Annotated in this window: 12 protein-coding genes; 8 read left to right on the forward strand and 4 right to left on the reverse strand. The window is 71.2% G+C overall.

Annotated features, from left to right (window positions below; all coding sequences use genetic code 11):
• Positions 1-268: 268 nt before the first annotated feature.
• Positions 269-10900 (forward strand): amino acid adenylation domain-containing protein, encoded by a 10632-nt coding sequence (locus tag AB0H36_RS12950; protein ID WP_360520885.1) that lies wholly within the window; start codon positions 269-271, stop codon positions 10898-10900.
• A 94-nt stretch (positions 10901-10994) separates the two neighbouring features.
• On the opposite strand, the gene AB0H36_RS12955 is transcribed toward AB0H36_RS12950, so the two are convergent.
• Together AB0H36_RS12955 and AB0H36_RS12960 are read right to left on the reverse strand one after the other, a co-directional pair.
• A complete protein-coding gene (locus tag AB0H36_RS12955) occupies positions 10995-11402 on the reverse strand; it encodes a hypothetical protein (RefSeq protein ID WP_360520888.1) in 408 nt (135 codons plus the stop codon).
• Positions 11403-11746: 344 nt separating this feature from the next.
• Positions 11747-12676 (reverse strand): ROK family protein, encoded by a 930-nt coding sequence (locus AB0H36_RS12960; protein ID WP_360520891.1) that lies wholly within the window; start codon positions 12674-12676, stop codon positions 11747-11749.
• 293 nt (positions 12677-12969) lie between these two features.
• On the opposite strand from AB0H36_RS12960, the gene nagZ reads away from it, so the two are divergent.
• On the forward strand, positions 12970-14460 hold the full coding sequence (gene nagZ / locus AB0H36_RS12965; protein ID WP_360520894.1) for a beta-N-acetylhexosaminidase: 1491 nt from the start codon (positions 12970-12972) through the stop codon (positions 14458-14460).
• Here the strand turns inward: nagZ and AB0H36_RS12970 are convergent.
• Complete coding sequence (locus AB0H36_RS12970) at positions 14441-15655, reverse strand: ROK family transcriptional regulator (RefSeq protein ID WP_360520896.1); 1215 nt, start codon at positions 15653-15655, stop codon at positions 14441-14443. The two genes, nagZ and AB0H36_RS12970, sit on opposite strands and share 20 nt — an antisense overlap.
• 69 nt (positions 15656-15724) lie before the next feature.
• Here AB0H36_RS12970 and AB0H36_RS12975 point away from each other — a divergent pair, with 69 nt between their 5' ends.
• From AB0H36_RS12975 to AB0H36_RS13000, 6 genes are all read left to right on the forward strand, one after another.
• Positions 15725-17428, forward strand: a complete 1704-nt coding sequence (locus tag AB0H36_RS12975; RefSeq protein ID WP_360520899.1) for a glycoside hydrolase family 13 protein — start codon at positions 15725-15727, stop codon at positions 17426-17428.
• A 178-nt stretch (positions 17429-17606) separates the two neighbouring features.
• Complete coding sequence (locus tag AB0H36_RS12980) at positions 17607-18758, forward strand: Nif3-like dinuclear metal center hexameric protein (RefSeq protein WP_360520902.1); 1152 nt, start codon at positions 17607-17609, stop codon at positions 18756-18758.
• 25 nt (positions 18759-18783) lie between these two features.
• Positions 18784-20271, forward strand: a complete 1488-nt coding sequence (locus AB0H36_RS12985) for a hypothetical protein (RefSeq protein WP_360520905.1) — start codon at positions 18784-18786, stop codon at positions 20269-20271.
• Positions 20272-20417: 146 nt separating this feature from the next.
• Complete coding sequence (locus AB0H36_RS12990) at positions 20418-21176, forward strand: C4-type zinc ribbon domain-containing protein (protein WP_360520908.1); 759 nt, start codon at positions 20418-20420, stop codon at positions 21174-21176.
• Positions 21177-21252: 76 nt separating this feature from the next.
• The gene (locus AB0H36_RS12995) at positions 21253-22383 is read left to right on the forward strand and encodes a bifunctional RNase H/acid phosphatase (RefSeq protein WP_360520910.1); all 1131 of its coding nucleotides are present in this window, start codon (positions 21253-21255) and stop codon (positions 22381-22383) included.
• Between the two features lie 93 nt (positions 22384-22476).
• Positions 22477-23913, forward strand: coding sequence for an RNB domain-containing ribonuclease (locus AB0H36_RS13000; RefSeq protein ID WP_360520913.1), 1437 nt, complete (start codon positions 22477-22479; stop codon positions 23911-23913).
• Here AB0H36_RS13000 and AB0H36_RS13005 read toward each other — a convergent pair.
• The gene (locus AB0H36_RS13005) at positions 23902-24468 is read right to left on the reverse strand and encodes a TetR/AcrR family transcriptional regulator (RefSeq protein ID WP_360520916.1); all 567 of its coding nucleotides are present in this window, start codon (positions 24466-24468) and stop codon (positions 23902-23904) included. The genes AB0H36_RS13000 and AB0H36_RS13005 overlap by 12 nt on opposite strands.
• Between the last annotated feature and the right edge of the window lie 20 nt (positions 24469-24488).

Consider the following 24488-nt stretch of genomic DNA (forward strand, 5'->3'; position numbering starts at 1 on the left):
GGCGGGTCGCGGCTGGTAGGGTTCACGGCTGTCGGTCGGCGCGATGACGCACCGGGTCCACCCGGTCACGGCATCGTTCCGGCAGGCGGAAAACGGGGCTTCTGTCGGTGAGAGCGAGGCGGGTCTGCCCTGAGCCCGGCTCCGTCCAGTTGGGGAGGCGCGTGTCCGTGGGTCGCCAACTGGCTGGCGCCACCGTCCCGGTGACGATCCGGCCCGCGTTCCCGCGTGACGCCGTACCGGTCCTGCTCTCGGTGGTGGCATCGGCGTGGTGAGGAGCAGTGTGGACCGGCCGGCGATCAGCACCGGACCGGCCCTGATGATCCCGGCCGGGTACCCGCGCGATCTCCCGAGCGCCCTGCTGCGCGCCGCCCGCGACTTCGGCGGCGCCGGCGTGGTCGAGATCGGGCCGGACGGCCGCGAGACCAAACTCGACTTCCCGACCCTGCTCGAGCTCGCCGCGCGCATCCTGGCCGGGCTGCGGGCGAACGGCGTCCGCGCCGGCGACCCGGCCGTCGTACACGTCACCGAGCCGGTCGGCTTCTTCGCCGCGTTCTGGGCCTGCACCCTCGGCGGCATCCGGCCGTTGCTGATGGCCCCGAGCGCCGGCGGCGACCGCACCGAGGAGGGCCGCGAGCGGCTCCGCAAGGTCACCGACCTGCTCGGCTGGACGGTGCTGATCGGCCGCCCGTCCGACCTGCCGAACGACCTCGGCCTGCCCGTCCTCGACCCGGATGCGCTGGCCGGCCACGAGCCGACCTCGGAGTTCCACCGGCCGGCTGCCGACGACGTCGCCGTACTGATGACGTCGTCGGGGACCAGCACGGGTGCGCCGAAGATCGTCCAGCTGACGCACCGCGGTCTGGTCGAGTTCGCCGCCGGTACGCCGGCCATGCTGCCGGTGCGGCCTGGACAGACCACGCTCAACTGGCTGCCGCTGGACCGCAGCGGCGCGTTCCTGCTGTACCACCTGCTGCCCGTGTTCAGCGGGTGCACGAACATCCACGTCAACACCGACTGGGTGCTCGCCAACCCGCTGCGCTGGCTCGACCTGATGGACCAGCACCGGGTCAACCACTCCTGGTCGCCGAACTTCGGCTACCGGCTCGCCACGCGGGCGATCGCCGGTGAGCCGGACCGGCACTGGGACCTGTCCGCGCTGCGCAGCCTGGTCAGCGGTGGCGAGCAGATCACCGTGCCGGTGATGAGCGAGTTCCTCCGGCTGACGAACCGCTTCGGCGTCGTACCGGAGACCTTCGTCGCGGCGTGGGGGATGACCGAGACCGTCACCGGGATCACGTTCGGGCGACCGGGGCTGACGCCGAACGTGCACCGCGTCCGGATCCCACCGACCGGAGTCGTCGAGTGGGTCGACCAGCGGCCGTCGAGCGGCAAGGTCGCGGTGGCACGGCCGGGCAAGACGCGGGCCGAGGCGCCGGGCGTGCTCAGCCTGGTGTCGGTCGGCGCACCCGCGCCGGGGACGACCGTGCGGATCGTTGCGCCGAACGGCGCGGTGCTGCCGGAGGGCCGGATCGGGCAGTTGCAGGTCGCGTCCGCGCGGGTGACGCCCGGGTACCTGGGCAACCTGGAGGCCGACCGGGACGCGTTCCCGATCGGCAACTGGCCGGCGCGCAAGTGGCTCGCGACCGGCGACCAGGGCTTCATCACCGGCGGGCAGGTCGTCATCACCGGCCGGGACAGCGAACGCATCATCATGTCCGGCAAGCTGTACTACGCGCACGACATCGAGACGGTCGCGTCCTCGGTGGTCGGCGCGGAGCACGGCCTGATCGCGGCCTGCGGAGTTGCCGACCCCGAGCGCGGGACCGACCGCCTGGTCGTCTTCTACGCGCTCACACCGGAGTCGATCCCCGGCATGGACCAGGCGATCCGCAGCCTGATCCAGGGCCGCCTCGGCCTGGAGGCGGAGGTCGTCGGCGTACCCCGCCGCGACTTCCCGACCACGCCGGGCGGCAAGATCCTCCGTCCCCTCCTGCGCCAGCGCTGGCTCGACGGCACCCTGGAAACCCCCGCCCACCCGTACGTCGAACCCGCCGGCGCCAACGCCCACTCCGGCCCCACCGGCGAAGGCCCGCACGCCACCACCCCCGGCACCCCCATCTCCCTCGAGGAAGACCCCGCCGAACGCACCCAAGAACTCCCGGTAGTCCGCCTGGCCTGGAAACGAACCCTCCAGCAATCCATCCCCACCCCACCCCAACGCCCCACCCTCGGCGCCAACCGCACCCCCACACCGGCCCCGGAAACCCCCTCCGCCCCAGCCGAGCCAACCGCAACAGCAGCCGAGCCAGGCCCGACCGCAGCCGAGCCGACTCCTGCCGCCGTACACGAGCGCAGCCCTTCCGCCGGGGGCGAGCCGACTCCCGCCGCCGTACACGAGCCGGGCCCTGCCGCCGAGAGTGAGTCAGCTCGAGCCGCAGACGAGCCAACTCCTGCCGCCGCACACGAGTCGGCTCCCGCCACAAGCCAGGCAGGTCCCACCGCCGTACACGAGCCCGGCTCTGCCGCCGAGCGTGAGTCAGCTCCCACCGCCGCAGGAGAGCCAACTCCCGCCGCGAGCGAGGCTGACCACGACCACGCTCCCCAGCCCGCGTCTGCCGCCTTCGAGGCCAGCTCCACCTCCGGTCCAACGGTCGCCACCGACCCCGGCACCAACAGCACCCCCGACGCGGATACCACCCGTCAGCCCGACGCGGACGCCAACGGCAACGACGAGTCCGACGCCTACTTCGACAGCACAGCCTTCTCCCGCAAGCCCTCCACAGACCCCGAAGCCACCACAGAACTCCGCCGCATAGAAGCCCCCATCCTCGGCACAGACCCCACCGCCGATGTCCAGCCCACCGCCGAGGCCCAACCCAGCTCCGAGGGGGACACCGCCACCGAGCCCAACTCCGTGGATGGCCCCGCCACGGAGCCCAGCGCCGAGGTTGGCCCCGCCACGGAGCCCAGCGCCGAGGTTGGCCCCGCCACGGAGCCCAGCGCCGACGTCGACCTCACCGCCGACGTCCAGCCCGGCGGCCAACCACAGGCCGATCCCGCACCTGAGGCCGGCTTCGGACCCGAGGCTGTATCGCTGACGGCCGGCGGTCCTCCGACGATTGCAACGAGCGCCGAGGCCACGCCGCAACCCGCCCAGCCGACCGCGAAGGCTGACAATCCCGCGGTACCCGCCGAAACAGAACTCACCTCCGACCAGGAGCCTGCAGCCGACCCGACGACCACCGAGCTGGCACCCGAACCAAGCAGTGAACTCGCGGAGCCCACCCCCGACCCGACCGCTGAGCCCGCCGAGGCGAGCGATCGGCCCGAGCAGCCGAGCGACCCGGACGCGGACCAGACCTCGCACGCAGCCGAGATCGAGTCGCCCGCCGACGCGGACCTCAGCGCCAGGCCCGAGGCCGAAACCAACCAGCCCACCGCCCAGGCCGAGGCTGAGCCGACCGACGAGTCCGCCGCCCAGGCCGAGGCTGAGCCTACCGACGAGTCCGCCGCCCAGGCCGAGGCTGAGCCGATCGACAAGTCCGCCGAGCAGGCTGAGGCTGAGCCGACCGACCAGCCCGCCGAGGCTGATACTGAGCCGACCGACGAGTCCGGCGAGCAGGCTGATGCTGAGCCGACCGACGAGTCCGCCGGGCAGGTCGCAGTACAGCCCGCCGAGTTCGAGCAGCCTGCCGCGCCGGAGGTCGCTCCCGAGGCCGACGCGGAGGACGCTCACGCTGCGGCCGGCGAGGCCACCGCGGCAGCTGAGTTGCCTGTCAGCGAGCAGAGCACCGAGCCGAGTCACCAGCCCGCGGAGCAGATCGCATCAACCGCCGAGAGCGAGTCGCCCACGGAGACCGATCTCAGCGTCGAGCGTGAGGCCGAAACCGACCAGCCCGCCGCCCAGGCTGAGCCGACCGACGAGCCCGCCGACCCGGTCGCAGTACAGGCGGCCGAGGTCGAGCCTGCTGAGCCGGAGCTTGTCGCAGAGCCCGCAACGGGGGACGACCAGGCTGCTGCCGGCGAGGTGCCCGCGGAGCTGGTCGCAGGACCGGCGGCCGAGGTCGAGCCTGCTGAGCGGGAGCTTGTCGCGGAGCCTGCAACGGAGGATGTCCAGGCTGCTGCCAGTGAGGGCACCGCGAACGCTGAGTCGGTCACCGCCGCACAAGGCGCCGAGCCGAGTGATCAGGCCGCGGAGCAGGTCGAGCAAGCCGCTGGGGTCGAGTCGCCCGTGGTGGACGCCAGCGCTGAGCCTGAGGCCGGGGCCGATTCGGCGGCCGTCGAGGGCTCGGCTGAGTCCGCCGAGCGGGTCGCAGTACAGGCGGGCGAGGTGGAGCCTGTTGAGGCGGAGCTTGTCGGCGAGTCTGCAACCGACGATGACGAGACCGCTGCCGGTGGGGTCACTGGGGACGCCGAGTCGGTCGCTGCCGCGCACGGCGCCGAGCAGAGTGATCAGGCCGCCGAACAGGTCGCAGAAGCTGCTGAGGTCGAGGCGCCCGCCGGCGTGGAGCTTGGCGCCGAGCCTGAGGCCGGGGCTGATTCAGCGGCCGTCGAGGGCTCGGCTGACGCGGGTGATGAGTCTGCTGAGCGGGTCGCACTACAGGCGGGCGAGGCGGGCGATGAGTCTGCCGAGCAGGTCGCAGTACAGGGTGCCGAGGTTGCGTCGTCTGAGCCGGAGGTCGTTTCCGGGCACGATGCGGCGGATGCCGGCGCTGCGGCTGGTGAGGTTGCCTCGGAGGCTGAGGCGGTCATCGCTGGGCAGGGCGCTGAGGCGGGCGAGGAGGCCGGCGAACAGGTCGCAGTACTGGCCGCGGGGGGCGAGGCGGCCGCCGAGGGGGACCTCGGTGCTGAGTCCGAGGCGGACGGCGATGGGGCCGTCGTACCGGCGTTGGCTCAGTCGGGTGAGTCCGCCAAGCGGGTCGCAGCAGAGCCAGTCGCTGAGCCTTCGGAGCAGGTTGCGGGTGCTGCGGGGGCTGGCGGCGTCGAGCTCGGGACTGAGGCCGGTGAAGAGGCTGCCGGGCAGGCTGTAGGGGCGGCTGGCGTTGTTGGGGATGCCGCGTCGGACGAAGGTGTCTCGGCCGCGGGGTCGGTTGGTGGGCAGAAGAAGAAGGCGGCTGTTGTTGGGCCGGTGGCTGTGGTGGGGCTGGCGGGGCGGTTTCCGGGGGCTGAGGGGTTGGAGCAGTTCTGGGACAACCTGGTGGGTGGGGTTGGGAGCGTTCGGCGGTTCACGCCGGATGAGGTGCGGCTGGCGGGTGGGCATCCGGATGACGGGATGGTCGCGGTCAGTGGGGTGCTGGACCATGTGGAGTCGTTCGATGCGCGGTTCTTCGGGTTGGGGGATCGCGAAGCGGAGCTGATGGATCCGGCGCTGCGGTTGTTCCTCGAGGTTTGTTACCAGGCGCTCGAGCACGGCGGGTACGCCGGAACCTCCGGCCGCGTCGGCGTTTTCGCCGGTTCCGGCATGAACCTCTACGCCAAGCAGAACCAGTCCCGCGACTCCCTGGCTGCCCGCGTTGCCTACCGTCTCGGCCTCACCGGCCCGGCGATCGGGGTCCAGTCCGCGTGGTCGTCGTCGCTGGTCGCCGTACATCTGGCCTGCCAGGCGCTGAGGTCCGGTGACGCGGATCTCGCGCTCGCCGGCGCGGCCGCCGTACAGGTGCCGCAGGCAACGGGTTATCGCCCGTCCCCGGAGTCGATCCTGTCGCCGAGTGGTCAGGTCCGCGCGTTCGACGCGACCGCCGACGGGACGGTCGCAGGCAACGGCGTCGCCGCGGTCCTCCTCAAGCGGCTCGACCAGGCGGTCGCCGACGGCGACACGGTGTACGCCGTCATCCGCGGTACGGCGGTCAGCAGCGAGGACGCGCCCGCCGGCAACCAGGTCGACCTCATCGAGCGCGCGCTCGAGCGGGCCGGTTTCGCGGCGGACTCGCTGAGCTACATCGAGGCGAACGCGATCGGCAGTACGGCGGCGGACTCGGCCGAGGTGAAGGCGCTGACGACCGCGCTGCGCCGGCACACCGACAAGGTCGGCTTCTGCACGCTCGGCTCGGTGAAGCCGAACATCGGCCACCTCGACAGCGCTGCGGGCATGGCCGGCCTGATCAAGACCATCCTGATGCTGCAGCACCGGATGCTGGTCCCGACGATCAACTACACCGAGCCGAACCCGCAGCTCGACCTCGACGGCAGCCCGTTCGTGATCGGCACCGAGGCCCGCGATTGGGAGGCCGGTACGACGTTGCGCGCCGGCGTCAGCGCACTCGATGCCGGCGGCACCAATGCGCACGTGATCCTGGAGGAGGCGCCGCGGCAGATCCGCCGTGGCGACGACGGACCGGTCGTGCTGCCGCTGTCCGCCCCCGACCTGGACGCACTGGCCGACCTGGTCGAGCTGTACCGCACCGACCTCGGCCACGGCACCGGTCACCGCCTCATCGACCTCGCTGGCACGGCGGCACTCGGCCGACCGGCGTACCGGCACCGCATCGCCGTCGCCGGCTCGTCAGAGGCCGAGCTGGTCGACGCGCTCGCCACAGCTCAAGCAGCCGAAGTGCCGCGCGGCGGACCGGGTCCACTGGGCTACGCCTTCACCGGACAGGGTGCTGCACGCCGCGGCATGGCTGCTGGCCTTGCAGCACGCTTCCCGGTGTTCCGGTCGGTGCTGGACGAGTGCGACCGCGTGTACGCCGAGGAGTTCGGCGGCAGCCTGCTCGACCTGTTGCTGACCCCAGCCGGCTCGTCGGAGGGCGTGTGGCCGACGGAGACCGCGCAGCCGGCGCTGTTCGCGTTCGAGCTGGCATTGGCGCGCTTGTGGCAGTCGTTCGGTGTGCAGCCGGCGCTTGTGGTCGGCCATAGCGTCGGTGAGTACGCCGCTCTGTGCGTGGCCGGTGCGTTGTCGTTGGCTGACGGAGTACGGCTGACGGCCAAGCGTGGCGAGCTCATGCAGCGTGGCACGGTCCCTGGCGCGATGGTCGCCGTACGGGCGGATGCGGACCGGGTTCGCGAGCTGGCGCAGACGCCCGGTGTGGAGATTGCCGCAGGCAACGGTCCGCAGTCGTTCGTGCTGACCGGGTCCGAGGTGATCGTCGGACAGTTGGCAGCGCAGCTGGACCAGTTGCAGGTCGCGTGGCAGCGGCTGGACGTGGACCGGGCGTTCCACAGCTCGCTGGTGGACCCGATCCTCAAGGACTTCGCGGCGATCGTCCGCGAGATCACGCTGAAGCCGTTGCGTACGCCGATGGTGTCGAGCTGGTCCGGTGAGCTGCTGGAGTCGGGGACTGTGCTGGACGGCGACTATCTGGTCGGCCAGCTGCGTCAGCCGGTGCTGTTCGGTGACGCGGTCGAGGCGGTGACGGCGGCCGGGTGCCGGCGGTTCATCGAGCTGGGGCCGGACGCCGTACTGAGCCCGGCCGGTCGGCGGATCGCGCCGAACAGCACGTGGATCCCGGCGCAGCGGCTCGGCCAGGACCCGGTGCTCGCGACGATGAACGGGTTGGCCGAGCTGTACGAGCAGGGCACCGAGATCGCCTGGTCCAAGGTGTACGGCGATGGCGGGCGGGTGCCGTTGCCGACGTACCCCTTCCGTCGCGTGCACCACCCGATCGACAACTCCGCTGCCGTCGTCGAAGGTGCCGAGAGTGCTGCGCGGTTGAGTCCGTTCGAGCGGGCGGCGCGGGCGCAGACGGTGGTGTTCGAGCCGGCCAGCGGGACTGGTCCTGCGGTGAAGAAGATCCCGCTCGATCCGCCCGTCGAGCCGTCGGCGGCCGAAGCGGTCGAGGCCGATGAGAGCGAGTCCGAGACTGACGCGGCGGACGAGTCGGTGTTCGCGCTGCCGGCTGAGACGCATTCGGTGGACGCGGACTACTTGGCGCAGGCCGGCTCGTTGTCGGGCGACGAGGTGTCGGCCGAGGTCTACCGCGCGTCGCTCGATGTGGTGCTGGACCTGACCTGCGAGGAACTGTCGCTGGATCCCTACGACCTCACGGTCGATCACACCTTCGCCGAGTTGGGGGCGACTGCGGAGTCGATGGCACCGGTCGTCGAGGAGATCAACGCGCGGTTCGAGGTCAGTCTGACGGCGGAGGAGCTGTTCGGCAGCTTCAGTACGCCGCACAAGCTGGCGACTGCGGTGGCGATTCAGGCGCCGAAGCCGGAGCCTGTCGTCGTCGAAGAGGTGGTTGCCGAGGGCGACGAATCGCCTGAGACGCCTGCTGTGGTTGACAGTGTGGCGCCGGCAACGGACGCGCGGGCGGCGTTGGCAGTGCTGGGGACTGGGCTGGCGGAGCTGGCGGCGAAGGTGGACGAGGCCGCGGCTGCGACGAGCGAAGCCGAGCTGCCGGGGTCCGGGATGGCCGCGTTGATGTCGCAGCAGCTGCGCGTTGCCGGGCAGTTGGTCGACGGCGTCACCAAGCTGATGCGTGAGCAGCTTGCACTGCTCGAGCCCGCGCAGGAGTCGGCGAAGTCCGAGGCGCAGGAGCCCGACGAGTCAGCCGACGACGAGGACCCCGAGCCGGCCGCCGAAGCCCGCGATGAGACCCAAGCCGACCAGCAGGCCGGAGCCGGTGACCAGACCGAGGCCGCGAAGCAAGCTGGGGTTGCGGAGCTGGCTGCGGTTGGTGGGCCGGTGCCGGTTGCCGAGCTGTCGGAGGAGGAGCGGGAGGCTCGGCGGCGGGACTTGGCGTACTGGGATGTGGCCCTCGCGGGCGCGGAGCCCTTGGTGCTGGTGGGTGATCGGCCGGTAGGCGAGCAGGGCGTCGGGTCGGTCAAGAAGGAGCTGGCCGAGGACCTCGGCGACGCGATCTTCGTGTTCAGCCGGGAGCGCAAGGTCAGCCCGTTGATGGTGATGCTCGCGGCCGTCGGCACCGTGCTCGGCCGGTTCGCGGCGCAGGACGACGTGACCATCGGGACCGCGCCGCCCCGCCCGCAAGGCGACACCTCGACCACGCCTCAGCGAGCGCTGCCGATCCGCGTAGACCTGTCCGGTGAGCCCGACCTCGGCGTGCTGGCGCACCGGGTCCGCGACGTCACAACTGGCGCGTTCGACCACGCCGGCACCGACCTCGCCGTACTGGAACGTGACCCGCTCTTCCAGGTCCTGGTCGAGTTCGAGGACGGCGACACGGACCTGCCCAAGCACCTCGACCTGCGCCTCCGGCTGACGCACCACGAGGCGAGGATCACCTGCACGGCGGACTACCGCACCGGCATGTTCGATCAGACCACGATCGACCGCCTGCTCGCCTACCTGGAAGCGGTACTGCGTCGCGCGACCACGCAACCGCATCTCCGCCTGCCCGACCTGATGCAGCCGATCGAATCCGACCTGCAGACACTGCACGAGCTGGAAGGCGACATCGACCCGGCCGGCCCGATCGGCCGAGTACGGCGGAACGCCGTAGTCGCCGGCGAACTCAGTGGACTGCACACGCTGTTCGAGCAGCAGGTCGCCCGCACTCCCGACGCGATCGCGCTGATCCAGGGCAACCGCGAACTCACGTACGCCGAGCTGGACCGCCGCTCCAACGCGGTCGCCTGGCAACTGGTCGACCTCGGCGTGAAGCCCGGACAGTTGGTCGCCGTACGCGTTGCCCGAGGCACCGAGCTCGTGGTCGCGGTGCTCGCCGTACTCAAGTCCGGTGCGGCCTACCTGCCGCTGGACCCCGGCGTGCCGGAGTCGCGGTGGGCGTTCATGGTCGACGACTCGTCGGCGGTCGCGCTGGTCGGTGACGACGCCGCGCTGGCGGACCGGCTCGGGCTGCGGCTGGTTCCGGTCGCGGCGGTGGACGGCGACCCGCGGTCGCAGCAGGCGCCGCCAGTCCGGTCGGCGGCCGATGACGTTGCCTACTGCATCTACACGTCGGGCTCGAACGGCAACCCGAAGGGCGTGCTGGTTCCGCACCGCGGCCCGGTCAACCTGATCCGGCACTACCTGGCGACCCGGCGCTCGCTGCGGACATTGCAGTGGACGTCGTTCGGCTTCGACGTCCACGTGCAGGAGATGTTCACCGCGCTGGCCTCCGGTGCGCCGCTGGTGCTGATCGGCGAGGACGACCGGTACGACCCGGACGCGGTGATCGCGGCGCTGCGGGACCACCAGGTCGAGCGGTTGTTCATGGCCTTCAGCCCGTTGACGGCGCTGCTCGCGACAATGCGCCGGCTGCCGGAGCTGCCCGCGCTGCGCGAGATCGTCGCCGGTGGCGAGGCGATGGTGCTGACGCACAAGGTCCGGGACTTCCTGGACGCGCACCCGGACTGCCGGCTGTTCAACGAGTACGGCCCGGTCGAGGCGTCGATCGTGACCACGATCCACGAGGTCGACCCGGCCGAGGACCGCCCGTCGATCGGGCGGCCGGTCGAGGGCGTCGTCGTACGGCTGCTGGACCAGGCTTTGCGGCCGTTGCCGGTCGGCGCGGTCGGTGAGATCCACCTCGGCGGCGCGGCCGTTGCCCAGGGCTACATCGGGCGGCCGGACGAGACCGAGCGTGCGTTCGTGCCGGACCCGGGTCACCCGGGCGGCCGGCTGTACCGCAGCCGCGATCTCGGCCGCTGGCGGGCGGACGGCACGCTGGAGTACCTCGGCCGCGCGGACGACCAGGTGAAGATCCGCGGTCACCGGGTCGAGCCGGGGGAGACCGAGCACGTGCTCGCGGACCAGCCCGGCGTGGTCGACGCGGTCGTGGTCGCGTGCGCGGACCCGGCCGGTGACACCTGCCTGCTCGGGTACGTCGTTCTGGAGGACAGCGATCCCGCGGTCCTGGCCCGGTTGATGCTCGACCTGGGCAAGGAGCTGCCGATCTACCTGGTCCCGGCCGACCTGATCCCGATCGAGGAGCTCCCGCTCGACGACAACGGCCGCCTGGACCGCTCGCGCCTCCCCGAACCCGAGTGGCTCAAGCCGTAACAGCTTGTTCTGCACCGTGGGCGGGGGTTGGGCCGGTGGCCGCCCTCCCACAACCACCGCCGACCGTCCACGGTGCAGAACCCGCGATCGATCCTCATCCCTCCCGAGGACCCATCGCACTCCCTGGTGGCTCGGAGCGGAACAGCGATGAGGCGCTGATCACGCAGACGAGCAGGGAGTAGATCGCGAGCGCGAATCCAGCGCTCCCGTCGTCGGCCCGCTCACCGGAACCCGAGCCGGAGCCCGGGGGCGAGCCCGGGCGCAGACCAGTACCGGATTCCGGTGAGCAGACCGCGGCCGCGCCGGCGACGGTTGCGGCGGGATCCGAGCCGGCGAGGGCTCGTCCGCGCAGGCAACCGTGCAGGGCGGCAACGCCGCACGCTGCGGCGACGTTCAGCAACAACAGGCGGTCGGCGACCTCACCGACCTCGCGGCGCGAAACGGTGGTGACGACAGCAGTGGCGAGGACGGCGGCGAAGAGCAGGAGTACCGCGACGTCCATCCGGACTGATCCCTTGGGGTCGAGCGTTGCCTCGGACAACGCTGGCGGACGTTGCTACCTCACCTGATCCAATGCGACTGCCCTGTCACGCGATGGCGGCGGAGAGTCTCCTCTCCGCCGCACTCGCGTTCTGGCCGATCCAGGCCCCCCTGATCGGCCGGTTCGGTCGGTCCGAGCCCCCCTCGACCGACCCTGGATGACGTGCCCCCACCCCATCCACCCGTTGCATCGGAGACGACGGGGTGGTCGTTACACACTTCTGGGCAACTTCGTAAAAATTGCGCAAAGCTGCTCGCGACGCCCTTTTCCGGACGCGTTAGTTGTGCGCGGAGGTCCGCAGCGGCTCAGCGAACGGCGGACCAGGCCTGGTGAGCGGCTCCGAGGAGGCCGGCGTTGTCCAATTGGGCGGGCTCAACGCTCAGATCGGTGACGAAGGGCAGCTGGGCGAGCCGCTTGACCCAGGCCTGGACCGGGTCGAACAGGACCGAGCCGGCCTTCGAGACGCCGCCGCCGATGACGACGGTGGTGAGGTCCACGGTGACCGCGGTCGCGACGATGCCGGCAGCCAGCGCCTGCGCGCCGTCGTCGAAGGCCGCCAGCGCGAGCTCGTCCCCGGCGGCCGCGTCTGCGGCCAGTACGGCGGCGTCCACGGCCTCATCGGCTCGCCAGCCCCGGCGCTTGGCTCGGGCGACCATCCGCGGCCCGCTCGCGTACGCCTCGACGCACCCGAACGATCCGCACGCGCACGCCTCGCCGTCCAGGTCGACCACCACATGGCCGATGTGCGCGGCGTTGCCCGACTGGCCGATCATCGGCTTGCCGTCGACCACCAAGCCGCCGCCGACGCCGGTCGACACCACGATGCCGAGCAGCGTGTCCGCCTCCCGCCCGGCGCCGGTCCAGAACTCGCCGAGCGCGAAGCAGTGCCCGTCGACCCCGAGTGTCACCGGTACGTCGCCGACCAGTTCGCGCACCCGGTCAACGAGGGGAAAGTTCCGCCAGCCGGTGATGTTCACCGGCGACACCAGCCCGTGCTCCTGGTCCAGCGGACCGGCCGAACCGATGCCGACCGCCAGTGGCTCGGCGTCGCCGCGGACCCGGTCGATCAGCTCGGCCAGCGCGGCGAACACCTGGTCGGCGTCGCCGGGTGGGGTGCTGATCCGGTCGCCGGTCACGATCCGGCCGTCCGCGGACACGAGAGCGGCGGCCATCTTCGTGCCGCCGATGTCGATCCCGAGAACCGTGTCCTGCGCGGTCACCGCAACGTCACTCATCGTCCCCCCGGGTCAGTGGCGGTTGTCTGCTGGGCAAGCGGTCACGGTGTCGGGCTCCGTCGACAGCGGTCAGGTCGAGCGACAACGTTATCTGTAGTCGGGCCGGACAGCGAGGGGTAAGTCCCAGAAATCCGTCCGGAAACCGTCCTCGCACGCTCAAAATTGGTCTGACAATCATCTGACAACGATCGCCCTGATCTCGTCACGCGGCGCTAATTATTAGCTGTCCGTGACGGCGCACCCACAGCGGTTTCGGGTAGCGCCTTCCCCCACCGGGGCGAGAGGGTGTCTGGATGAGCGATCACCTGGAACGTGATGCCGCCGGCGCGCTGGTCGTCGGCTTCGACGGGACCACCGCCTCGGACGACCTGCGCCGCGCGGTCGCGGCCGGGCTCGGCGCGGTCATCCTGTCGACCCGCAACGTCTCCGACGCCGAGCAGGTCCAGGCGCTGACCGCCACGCTGCGGTCGGAGCGGCCGGACCTGATCGTCTCGATCGACCACGAGGGCGGCGAGTTCAGCCATCTCGCCCCGGCGAACCCGTGGCCGCTGGCCTCGCCGCGGATCCTCGGCGACCTCGACGACGTCGACCTGACCCGCGCCTCGGCCCGGGACGCCGCCGCCACGCTGGCGAGCCTCGGCATCGACCTGATGCTGGCCCCGTCGGTCGACGTGAACAGCAACCCGGCGAACCCGATCATCTCCACCCGCTCGTTCGGCACCACCGCCGACGTGGTCTCGCGGCACGGCGTCGCGTTCGTCGAGGGCGTGCACGAGGCCGGGATCGCCGCCTGCCCGAAGCACTTCCCCGGCCACGGCGACGTCACCGTGGACTCCCACCTCGACCTGCCCCGGGTGGACCGCTCGATCGCCGAGGTCACCGACGTCGAGCTCGCGCCGTTCAAGGCAACTATCGCGGCCGGCGCCGAGGTGATCATGAGCGCCCACATCGTCTTCTCCGCGTACGACGACCAGCCGGCCACCCTCTCGCACCGGATCCTCACCGGGCTGCTCCGCGAGGAGCTCGGCTTCACCGGCGTGATCACCACCGACGCCCTAGAGATGCAGGCGATCACCAAGACCCAGTCGATCGAGGACGCGACCGTCGCCTCCGTCCGGGCCGGCGCCGACCTCGCCATGGTCGCGCTCGCCACCGCCGATCCGCGGGCGCTCACCAAGGCTCTGGTCGATGCGGTAGGCAACGGCGTTCTCGACGCGGAGCGGCTCGCCGACGCCGCCGGCCGGGTCCGCGCGCTCGCCGCGAAGTTGCAGACCCGCACTCGCCAGCCAGGCCTCGACGGCGCCCCGGTCCGCGAGGTCGCCACCCGTGTCGTGGCCAGCCAGACCCTGCCCGCGCTCGGCACGCAGCCGTACATCGTCGACCTGACTCAAGGCCTGCACCCGGCCTGGAACCCCTATTTCAGTGGGCTTCCGGAGGTCTTCAGCCGCGTCGCGCCCGGTTCCGAAGGGGTGGTCCTGCGCGGCGAGCACCGGGTCCTCGACGGCGCCGGATCCAAGTCCGAGGGCGCCATCGCCCGCGCGGCGGCAGCGGCGGCCGGTCGTCCGCTCGTGATCGCGGTGCAGGACGCCGTACGCACGCCGTGGATGCGTGAAGCGCTGGCCGCGTTGCTCCAGGGCCGCGGCGAGAACACCGTCGTCCTGTGCACCGGCATCCCCGAGGACCGCGAACTCGTCCCCGAAGGAATCGCCGCCGGTACGACGTCCGGCCGCAACGTGATCGTGCTCGAGGCGATCGCCAGGGCCCTCACCCGGGACGGCAGCTGAGACTGAGATCCAGCGCGTTCTGCTCCACGTAGTTCAGGGCGTGCCGGACGGCGCCGACGGACACGATCGCGTCGCCGAGTGACGACACGGCGACGCGCGGCGGTGTCGAGGTGAAGCCGGCCAGCTGCTGCTCGATGTCCGGCAGCAGCGACTTGGCCGCCTCGGCGACCGCGCCGCCGATCACGACCAGCTCGGGGTTGAACAAAATGGCGAGCGTGGCGACCACCCGGGCGGTCCGGGCGGAGATGCGCTGCAGGATCTCCAGCGCTACCTGGTCGCCGGCGTCCGCGGCGGTGAAAACTAGCTCGGCGGTCACCGGCCGGTCGCCGGCCAGGGCTCGCAGCGCAGTCTTCACGGCCGGGTCGGCGACGGCTGCGGCGCCGTCCTCGCGAGCGATCCGCGCGATGCCGTGGGTGTCGCCGACGCCCTCGACGAGCTTGAGGTAGACCATCTCGCCGGCGCCGCCGCGAGAGCCGTGCAGCAGCCGGCCGGAGTCCATCAGGCCGGAGCCGAACCGCTCACTGGCCAGCAGTACGGCGAGGTCGTCGACGTTGCGGCCTTCGCCGCGCCAGTGCTCGCCGAGTGTGGCCAGGTTGGCGTCGTTCTCCAGGAGGACCGGCCAGCCGTGCAGCTCGGTCAGCCGCCGGCCGAGCCCGGCGTCGAAGCGCCGCCAGAACTCGTCGTCGGCCAGGAGGTTCCCGCTCCGGTCGACCGGAGCGGCGACACCGGCGCCGGCTGCCAGCACCTGCGCGTCCGGCACCTGTGCGGTCTCGAGCGCCTCGACGACCGTCTCGTGCACGATCTCGGTCCGCTCGGCCGCGGTCGAGTCGCCGGCCACCGAGCGCACCGCCTTGGCCAACGTCTCGCCGCGCAGGTCGGCGACCAGCACCGTGGTCTTGCCCGCGCCGATGTCGATCCCGAGCACGTACCCGGCCCGGCTGTTGAACTCGAACCGGCGCGACGGCCGCCCGACCGCGCTGTCGTCCCGGCCGGGGTCGTGCTCGACCACCCAGCCCATCGAGATCAGGTCGTTGCAGACCGCGTGCACGGTCGCCCGGGTCAGGCCGGTCGCCTCGATCAGGCCGGTTCCTGTCATCACCCCGGCGCGGGAGAGCACGCCGAGTAGCTTCCCGGCGTTGACCCGGCGCAGCATCGGCGGCGTCGCGGTCGGCGGAGTGGCCGATGGCTTCGCCATGAAACCCCCTTGACCTGTCGTGGACTGCGACGCAGAATACTGCAGAATCTAAATTTAGAGTATATATAAATGAGCGGGAAACGTCCCCGCAACCGCCTGGACATCCTGGACCCCGCGCCTTCCGACCCAAGTGAGGCTCTCTTGACCAGCACGCAGCCGCCGACCGACCGAGACTGGTGGCGCCAAGCCGTCGTCTACCAGATCTACCCGCGCAGCTTCGCCGACTCCAACGGCGACGGCATGGGTGACCTGCAGGGCATCATCAGCCGTGTTCCGTACCTCACGTCCCTGGGTATCGACGCGGTCTGGCTGAGCCCGTTCTACCCGTCCGCCCTGGCCGACGGCGGGTACGACGTCGACGACTACCGCAACGTGGACCCGCGACTCGGGACCCTCGAGGACTTCGACGTACTCGTCAGCGCGCTGCACGACGCGGGGATCAAGCTGATCGTCGACATCGTCCCGAACCACACCTCCGACCGGCACGAGTGGTTCACCGAGGCGCTGGCGGCGGACAAGGGCGCGCCGGCCCGGGACCGGTACATCTTCCGCGAGGGCGACGGCGAGGAGCCGCCGTCGGACTGGGACTCGGTGTTCGGCGGGTCCGCCTGGGCGCAGGTCGAGGACGGGCAGTGGTACCTGCACCTGTTCGCGGCCGAGCAGCCGGACCTGAACTGGGAGCACCCGGAGGTCCGGGCCGACTTCCTGCAGACGCTGAGGTTCTGGTCGGACCGCGGGGTCGACGGTTTCCGCGTCGACGTCGCGCACGCCCTGGTTAAGAACCTGAGCGAGCCGTTCCCGTCGAAGACCACGCTGCCCCGGCAGTCCGAGTCCAACGGGGCGCACCCGCTCTGGGACCAAGACGGCGTGCACGAGATCTACCGCGAGTGGCGCACGGTGCTGAACGAGTACGACCCGCCCCGGTCGGCCGTGGCCGAGGCGTTCGTGCCGGCCGCCCGCCGGGCCCGGTATGCGAGTGCCGACGGGCTCGGGCAGGCGTTCAACTTCGACCTGCTGCAGGCCGACTTCGAGTACGCGAAGTTCCGGCAGGTGATCGAGGACAACCTCGCGCTGGCCGAGCAGAACGGCTCGTCCTCGACCTGGGTGTTCTCCAACCACGACGTCGTCCGGCATGCGACCCGCTACGGGCTGCCGAAGGACCCGTCCGGCAGCTGGCAGGACGGCAAGGCGTGGCTGCTCAGCAACGGGACCGAGCCGACGGTCGACGTCGAGCTCGGCCTGCGGCGGGCGCGTGCGGCGACGCTGCTGATGCTGGCGCTGCCGGGCTCGGCGTACCTGTACCAGGGTGAGGAGCTGGGGCTGCAGGAGGTCGGCGAGCTGCCGGCGGCGAACCTGCAGGACCCGGCGTACTTCCGGTCGAAGGGCGCCGAGAAGGGCCGCGACGGCTGCCGGGTGCCGATCCCGTGGACGGTCGGCGGACTGTCGTTCGGCTTCGGCTCGGGTGGTTCGCACCTGGTCCAGCCGAAGTGGTTCGGCGGCTACTCGGTCGAGGCGCAGGAGGGCGACCCGGAGTCGACGCTCAGCCTCTACCGGAAGGCCCTCGCCGTACGGCGTGGGCTGCAGACGGGCAACTCGCTGACCTGGGTCGAGGGCGGCGACGACGTCCTGCACTTCATCCGTCCGGGCGGCTGGCAGTCCATCACCAACTTCGGCGCCGCTCCGATCGAGCTGCCCGAGGCTGCAGTCGTGCTGTCCAGCGGCCCGCTCGAGGGCGACAAGCTGCCGAGCGCCACGACCGCCTGGCTGATCTAGACACGTCCCGGTCATCCCGGTCGTCCCCCTGGCGGCTGTGGCTTGGCCGGGACGGACCGCCGGAACGGGTTGTGGTGGAGGCGGCGGGGCGGTCGCCACACCACACCGGCACCGGCGGGTGTGGTTGTGACGGGGGCACCGGGCGGTGGCCCCCGTCACAATCCCTATGGATGGAAGGATGGGCCTCGTGACGACGAGGCTTGCTGATGTGATTGCCGTGCTCGACCGGCTGTACGACCCGGCGTGGGCGGAGAGCTGGGACGCGGTCGGGCTGGTGACCGGGGATCCGGACCAGCCAGTACGGCGGATTCTGTTCGCTGTCGACCCGATGCGGCCGGTCGTGGACGAGGCGATCGCCGGTGACTTCGACCTGCTCGTCACGCATCACCCGCTGCTGCTGCGCGGGGTGAACAGCGTCGCCGCGACGACACCCAAGGGTCGCGTCGTCCACGACCTGATCAAGAGCAACACCGCCCTGCACGTCTGCCACACCAACGCCGACAACGCGAACCCGGGCGTGAGCGATGCGCTCGCCGCGGCGCTCGGCTTGCAGGACACCGGCCCGCTCAAGGCGATGCCTGCGGAGCCGACGGACAAGCTCGTCGTGTTCGTCCCGGTCGAGGAGACGCAGGGCATGCTGGACGCGCTGTCCAAGGCAGGCGCGGGCCGGATCGGGGACTACGACCGGGCCGCCTGGAGCGGGACCGGCGAGGGCACCTTCCGGCCGCTCGGAGGCGCCAACCCGACGATCGGGCAAGTCGGCGACATCGAGGTGGTCGCGGAGAACCGGCTGGAGATGCTCGTCCCGCGCCGGAACCGGCGGGCCGTGGTTGAGGCGCTCAAGGCCGCCCATTCCTACGAGGAGCCGGCCTTCGATATCTACGAACTCGCCGCCCTGCCGAGTGAGCGCGGCGGCGGGCGGGTCGGCGTACTGCGGGAGCCGTTGCCGCTGCGGGACTTCGCGCGACTGGTGGCGGACAACCTGCCGCGGACCGAGCACGGCGTACGGGTGTCGGGCGATCCCGACCGGATCATCGAGACCGTCGCGGTGGTCGGGGGAGCGGGTGACTCGGAGTTCGACCGCGTCCGTGCCTCCGGGGTCGACGCCTATGTCACCGCGGATCTCCGGCATCACCCGGCGACCGAGGCCCGGGCGTACGACGTGGGCCCGGCGCTGGTCGATGTCGCGCACTGGGCGAGCGAGTGGCCTTGGCTGCAGGACGCGGATCGCCTGCTGCGCGCGCAACTGGAGGGTGACGTCGAGACGCACATCTCCACCATCTGCACCGACGCATGGACCCTCCGCGTCGGCCAGGACCCACAGGCCTGAGCCACCTCGTCCCTAGGCTGAGCCGGTGATCTTCCGGCTCGGCCTGCTCTCCGTCCTGCTCATTGCGCTGACCGGTTGTGTCGGGCTCGGCGGGCCAGATCGCTCAGCGAGTCCGCCGCCGCTGCCGTCTCCGCTGCCGAAAGCGGTGCACCCGCCGGCGGCCAAGCCAGTCGATCGCGACCAGGCCCGGGTGCTGGCCGCGCTCGCGCAGGTGGACGCCTGTGCCTTGCTGGACCCGGCCAAGGCGAAGGCGCCCGGCTTCACGGTCGGCGCCACGATTCGCCGTACGGATCCACACGAGTGCCGGATCGAGCACAGCACCGCCTGGGTCCGGGCCGAGCTCGGCCTCGCTGACTCGTTCCGGTTCCACAGCGAGCTGCGCACGTTGGCCGGCGCCAAGGCGTACGTGAAGGGCGACGAGGACTCCTGTCAGGTGACCCTGCCGGTGACCTTCCAGCGCTCGGTCAGCTTCTACGGACACTGGCCGGACAAGGCGGCCCCGCTCGACTGCCGGACGGTCGAGGCGTTTGCGGCAGCCGCCGTACCGGTGCTGAATCGGCCGGCTCCGACCAAGGCGCCGCTCGCGAGCTGGAACGGCTGCACGGCGTTGGAGAAGCTCGTCGGCCGCGCCACCGGTCGCTTCGAAGTGGGCAGCTACCCGACGCTGACCGTGGACGGCTGCACCGATTGGGTCGACGGGCGGAAGGGCACCGAGGTCAGCCTCGGCTACGGGCCGGACCTGGTGCCCTCGAACCACCCCAAGACCGTGCGCCTTGCCGGCCGGACGGCTGGTGTCACGTACGGCGAGGGGCAGTGCTGGCTGACCTGGAACCAAGGACCGTCCGCGCAGCCGGATCCGCGCGAGAAGTGGGTGCAGATCGTGCTGCGGTCGCCGAACTGCGCGACCAGCAAGCGGCTGGCGGTGAAGCTGATCGCGATGCTCGCCGGCCCGCTCCCGGCCGCGGCCAAGCCGCAGGCACCGCTGCTGATGAAGCCCACCGACCACGACTCGAAGCAGCCGGGTGCGTGTATCGATCTGGAGGTCACCAAGGAGTTCCCGGTCTGCGAGCCGTACGTTCCGGTGCAGCCGCCGAAGGGTGCGGTCGAGGTGTACCGGCAGGGCAGCCAGGACGGCAACGTCGTGTGCTCGATCAGCCAGGACGCCGTACGGCGGGTGCTCGGGAGTGGATTCCGGCCGGTCGTCGAGGGTGCTGCCTGTGTGTTCGTCGAGCCGAGTCACGCGCTCGAGGTCAGGGTCGGGGTGACCGATCGGACGGTGGTTGCGGGCATCGCGCCGCGCAAGGTCGAGCTGGCCGGTCGCAAGGCTCTGGTCTCGACGTCGCAGTCGGACGAGGACAACAAGCTGGTCTACCTGCGGGCCGAGGACAGCACTGGTGTGGTGCTGTCAGTTCACTTCGCCTTCGAGCGGCCGCGCGGCGGTGGTGACCTGGACACCGGCCGTGAGGCCCAGCTCGAGCCGCTGGGCCGGCAGATCCTCGAACAGTCCTTCTGACCACCGTCCCGGCTTGTGGCGCGCAGGCAGTAGCGTGGAGACTCTCACAACTGAAAGCTGCTGGAGGCCGTGTCTGGTGGCTCCGCGCCTACTGCGCGGCACTCGGCACGGCACCTCGCGACGGCGCGGAACCACCAGACACGACCTTGAAGGAGCCGACCCTGAACGCCGAGCCCGCTGTCCAACGCCGGTTGCTGGACCTGCAGGAACTCGACCTGCAGCTGGATCAGGTCGCCCACAAACGCAAGTCGCTGCCGGAGCACCAGGCCCTGGCCGACCTGGTCGCGGAGAAGTCGGTGGTCGACCGCGACCTCGTCACCGCCGACACCGAGGTCAGCGACCTGCAGCGCGAACAGAAGAAGGCCGACAGCGACGTCGAGCAGGTGCGGCAGCGCAAGGCGCGCAACCAGCAGCGGCTCGATTCCGGCCAGGTCACCTCGCCGCGGGACCTGGAGAACCTGCAGCACGAGATCGGCTCGCTGGACCGGCGGATCTCCGACCTGGAGGACGCCGAGCTCGAGGTGATGGAGAAGCTGGAGGCCGCCGAGGCGGTGCAAGCCGACCTGCGCACCCGGGCCGAGGCGTTCGCCGGCCGGCAGGCCGAGCTGGAGACCATCCGGGACGCCGTGATCAAGGAGCTCGACGAGCAGCGCGCCCAGCTCGGCGACAAGCGGGCCACGGTCGCCGCCGAGCTCCCGGACGCGCTCGTCACGCAGTACCAGCGGCTCCGTGAGCACAACGGCGGCATCGGCGCCGCGCCGCTGGTCGGCAAGCGCTGCATGGGCTGCCGGATGGAGCTGGCGCCGTCCGACCTGAACCGCATCAAGGCTGCCGCGCCGGACGCCGTACTGCGCTGTGAGGAGTGCGGCCGGATCCTGGTGCGCACGTCGGAGAGCGCGGTATGAGGGAGCGAAGCGAGCTCATCATCAAGCACAGCGCCCCTCGTGCCTCATCCGCGCCCGGAGCGAAGCGAGGACGTGGATGAGCTTCGACCATGTCGTCGTCGAGGCCGATGGCGGATCACGGGGTAATCCAGGACCAGCGGCGTACGGCGCTCTGGTGCGCGATCCCGCGACCGGCGAGGTGATCGCGCAGGCCGGGAAGACGCTCGGGATCGCGACCAACAACGTCGCCGAGTACTCCGGGCTGGTCGCCGGGCTGGAGCTGGCCGCGGAGTACGCGCCGAACGCCTCGATCGAGGTGCGGATGGACTCCAAGCTGGTGATCGAGCAGATGGCCGGCCGCTGGAAGATCAAGCACCCGGACCTGCAGCCGCTCGCGATCAAGGCGCAGGGGCTGGCGCCGTTCGGCACCGAGTGGACCTGGGTGCCGCGGGCGCAGAACGCGGCCGCGGACGCGCTCGCGAACATGGCGCTGGACGGTGTGCCGATCCCGCTGACCCCCGAGGCGACCGCGGCCGGGCCGGCGGTGGCGAAGGAGCCGTCGGACCTGCAGAAGGCGTTGCAGGGCTGGGGTGCGCAGGCCGAGCCGCCGACGCAGCTGATCTTCCTGCGGCACGGCGAGACCCCGCACACCGTGGAGAAGAAGTTCTCCGGATCCGGCGGCGACAACCCCGGGCTGAGCGACACCGGCCGGGCCCAAGCGCACGCGGCCGCGGAGTACCTGTCCCGGATCGGCGGTGTGGACGCCCTCGTGACGTCGCCGATGCTGCGGACGCGGCAGACGGCCGAGATCGTCGGCGCAGGTCTCGGACTCGAGCCGATCATCGACGAGGGCTGGGTCGAGGTCTCGTTCGGCGACTGGGACGGGCACACGTTCGCCGAGATCCAGCAGAAGTGGCCGGACGCGCTGAACGCCTGGCTGGACTCGACGGCAGTCGCGCCGCCCGGTGGTGAGTCGTTCGACGTGTGCGCCCGGCGGGCCCGCTCGGCGCGGGACGGGCTGCTGGCCAGGTACCCGGGCAAGACGGTGGTCGTGGTCACCCACGTGACGCCGATCAAGCTGATGGTCCGGTCGGTGCTGCAGGCCCCGATGGCGTCGCTGTTCCGGATGGAGTTGCGTCCGGCAACGGTGACCGAGATCCACTGGTACGCCGACGGCCTCGCGTCACTGCGATCCTTCAACGTGCAACCCTCGCTAGGCCGTGTCTGACGGTCCCACGCCTACTGCGCGGCACTCGGCGTGGGACCGTCAGACACGGCTAGTCTGAGGTCCACGCACAGCTGAGAAGGACGGAGAGCGCCCGTGCCGTTGCAGAGGGTCCACTTTGCCGAGGACGTCCCCGAGGTGTTCCGGGCGTCGCTAAGGGACATCCGGCGCGAGCTCGACGTACCGGCCGAGTTCCCGCCCGAGGTGGTCGCGGCGGCGCTCGAAGCGGTGCAGAACCCCCGGCTGCCGGACCTGGACCGGACCGACATCGAGTTCGTCACGATCGACCCGCCGGACTCGATGGACCTCGACCAGGCGCTGCACATCGAGCGCAACGGCGACGGCTACACGGTGTACTACGCGATCGCCGACGTCGCCGCATTCGTGCAGCCCGGCGACCCGATCGATGTCGAGGCGCGTCGTCGCGGCGAGACGCTCTACGCGCCGGACAAGCGCACCCCGCTGCACCCGCCGGAGCTGTCCGAGGGCGCGGCCTCGCTGCTCGCCGACCAGGTCCGCCCCGCGCTGCTGTGGACGATTCAGGTCGACGCGTCCGGCGAGGGCACCGGCGTCACTTGCGAGCGGGCGCTGGTGAAGTCGCGCGCCAAGCTGAACTACGCCGGCGTCCAGAAGGACCTCGACGCAGGTACGGCGCGGGAGTCGCTGCAACTGCTCCGCGAGGTCGGCCAACTGCGTGAAAGGCTCGAGCTCGAGCGCGGCGGCGTCAACCTGCCGATCCCGGACCAGGAGGTCGTCACCTCCAACCACGGCTGGGGCCTGGAGTTCCGCGCGCCGCTCCCGGTCGAGGGCTGGAACGCGCAGATCTCGCTACTCACTGGCATCGCCGCGGCGGACCTGATGCTGGCCGGCAAGGTCGGCATCCTGCGCACGCTGCCGGAGTCGCCCGAGGACCTGCGGCGCAAGCTCGGGAACACTGCCAAGGCGCTCGGCATCTCCTGGCCGGACGGGACGTCGTACGCCGCGTTCATCCACGGACTGGATCCGAAGGTGCCGGCGCACGCGGCAATGCTGGCGGCGTGCACGGTGCTGTTCCGCGGCGCCGGGTACACGGCGTTCGCGGGCTCGACGCCAGATCGGCCGGAGCACGCGGCAATGAAGGCCGAGTACGCTCACGTCACCGCGCCGCTGCGCCGGCTGGTCGACCGCTGGACCGGCGAGATCTGCGTCGCGCTGTCCGCGGGGACCGACGTCCCCGAGTGGGCGCGCGAGTCGCTGGACGAGATCCCGAAGATCATGGACGACGCCGATCGCCGGGCGAACGCGTACGAGCGGTCGATCGTCAGTATGGTCGAGGCCGGGCTGGTCGCCGAGCAGGTCGGGTCCGAGTTCGACGGCGTGATCACCGAGGTCGACCAGCGCGAGAACACGCGCGGCATCGTCGTACTGTCCAAGCTGGCGATCGAGGGACGGGTGACGAGCGCGACGCCGCTGCCGCTCGGGCAGGCGGTGCGGGTCAAGCTCGTCGAGGCCGACATTGCCAAGCGGTCGGTCTCGTTCGAGCTAGCTGTCTAGGTAGTCCTCGACCGCCCTGGTCGTGCGCTCGAGGTCCCCGGTTGCGAGCAGGTCGAGCAGGGCGCCGCGGAGCATCGCGAGTACGGCGGTCCGGCGCGCCTCGGCCTCGGGGGTGCCGGGATCGGGCTGACTCGCCTTGAGCAGCTCAAGCCAGTCGTCGACCGTGGAGCGGCCGTAGTCCGCCCACGGGCCCTTCGGCGCCACCAGCGATCGGCCGTACGCCTCGACCCAGAACTTCATCAGCGGCCGCCGTTCGGGCGCGGCCAGCCAGGTCCACAGCTCCCGGGCGACCGCGGTCAGCCCGGGTGGTTCGTCGTACCGCTCGTCGATCTGCCGGAGCAACTCGAGCTCGTCGACGCGGGCGCGGGCGAGCAGGGCGCGGATCAGGCCGTCCTTGCTGTCGAACAGGAACAGCAGCACCCGCGGGCTGGAGCCGATCGCGGTCGCGAGCGGGCGCAGCGACAGGTCGGCCAGGCCGTGGCTGAGCGAGTACGCGTAGGCGCGCTCGAGCAGTTCCTGCTGGCGCGCGGACGGGGCTGGCTTCGTGGTCGGCACCCCGCTAGTATCTCTTACTG

The sequence above is a fragment of the Kribbella sp. NPDC050820 genome (assembly GCF_040653975.1).
Taxonomy (GTDB): domain Bacteria; phylum Actinomycetota; class Actinomycetes; order Propionibacteriales; family Kribbellaceae; genus Kribbella.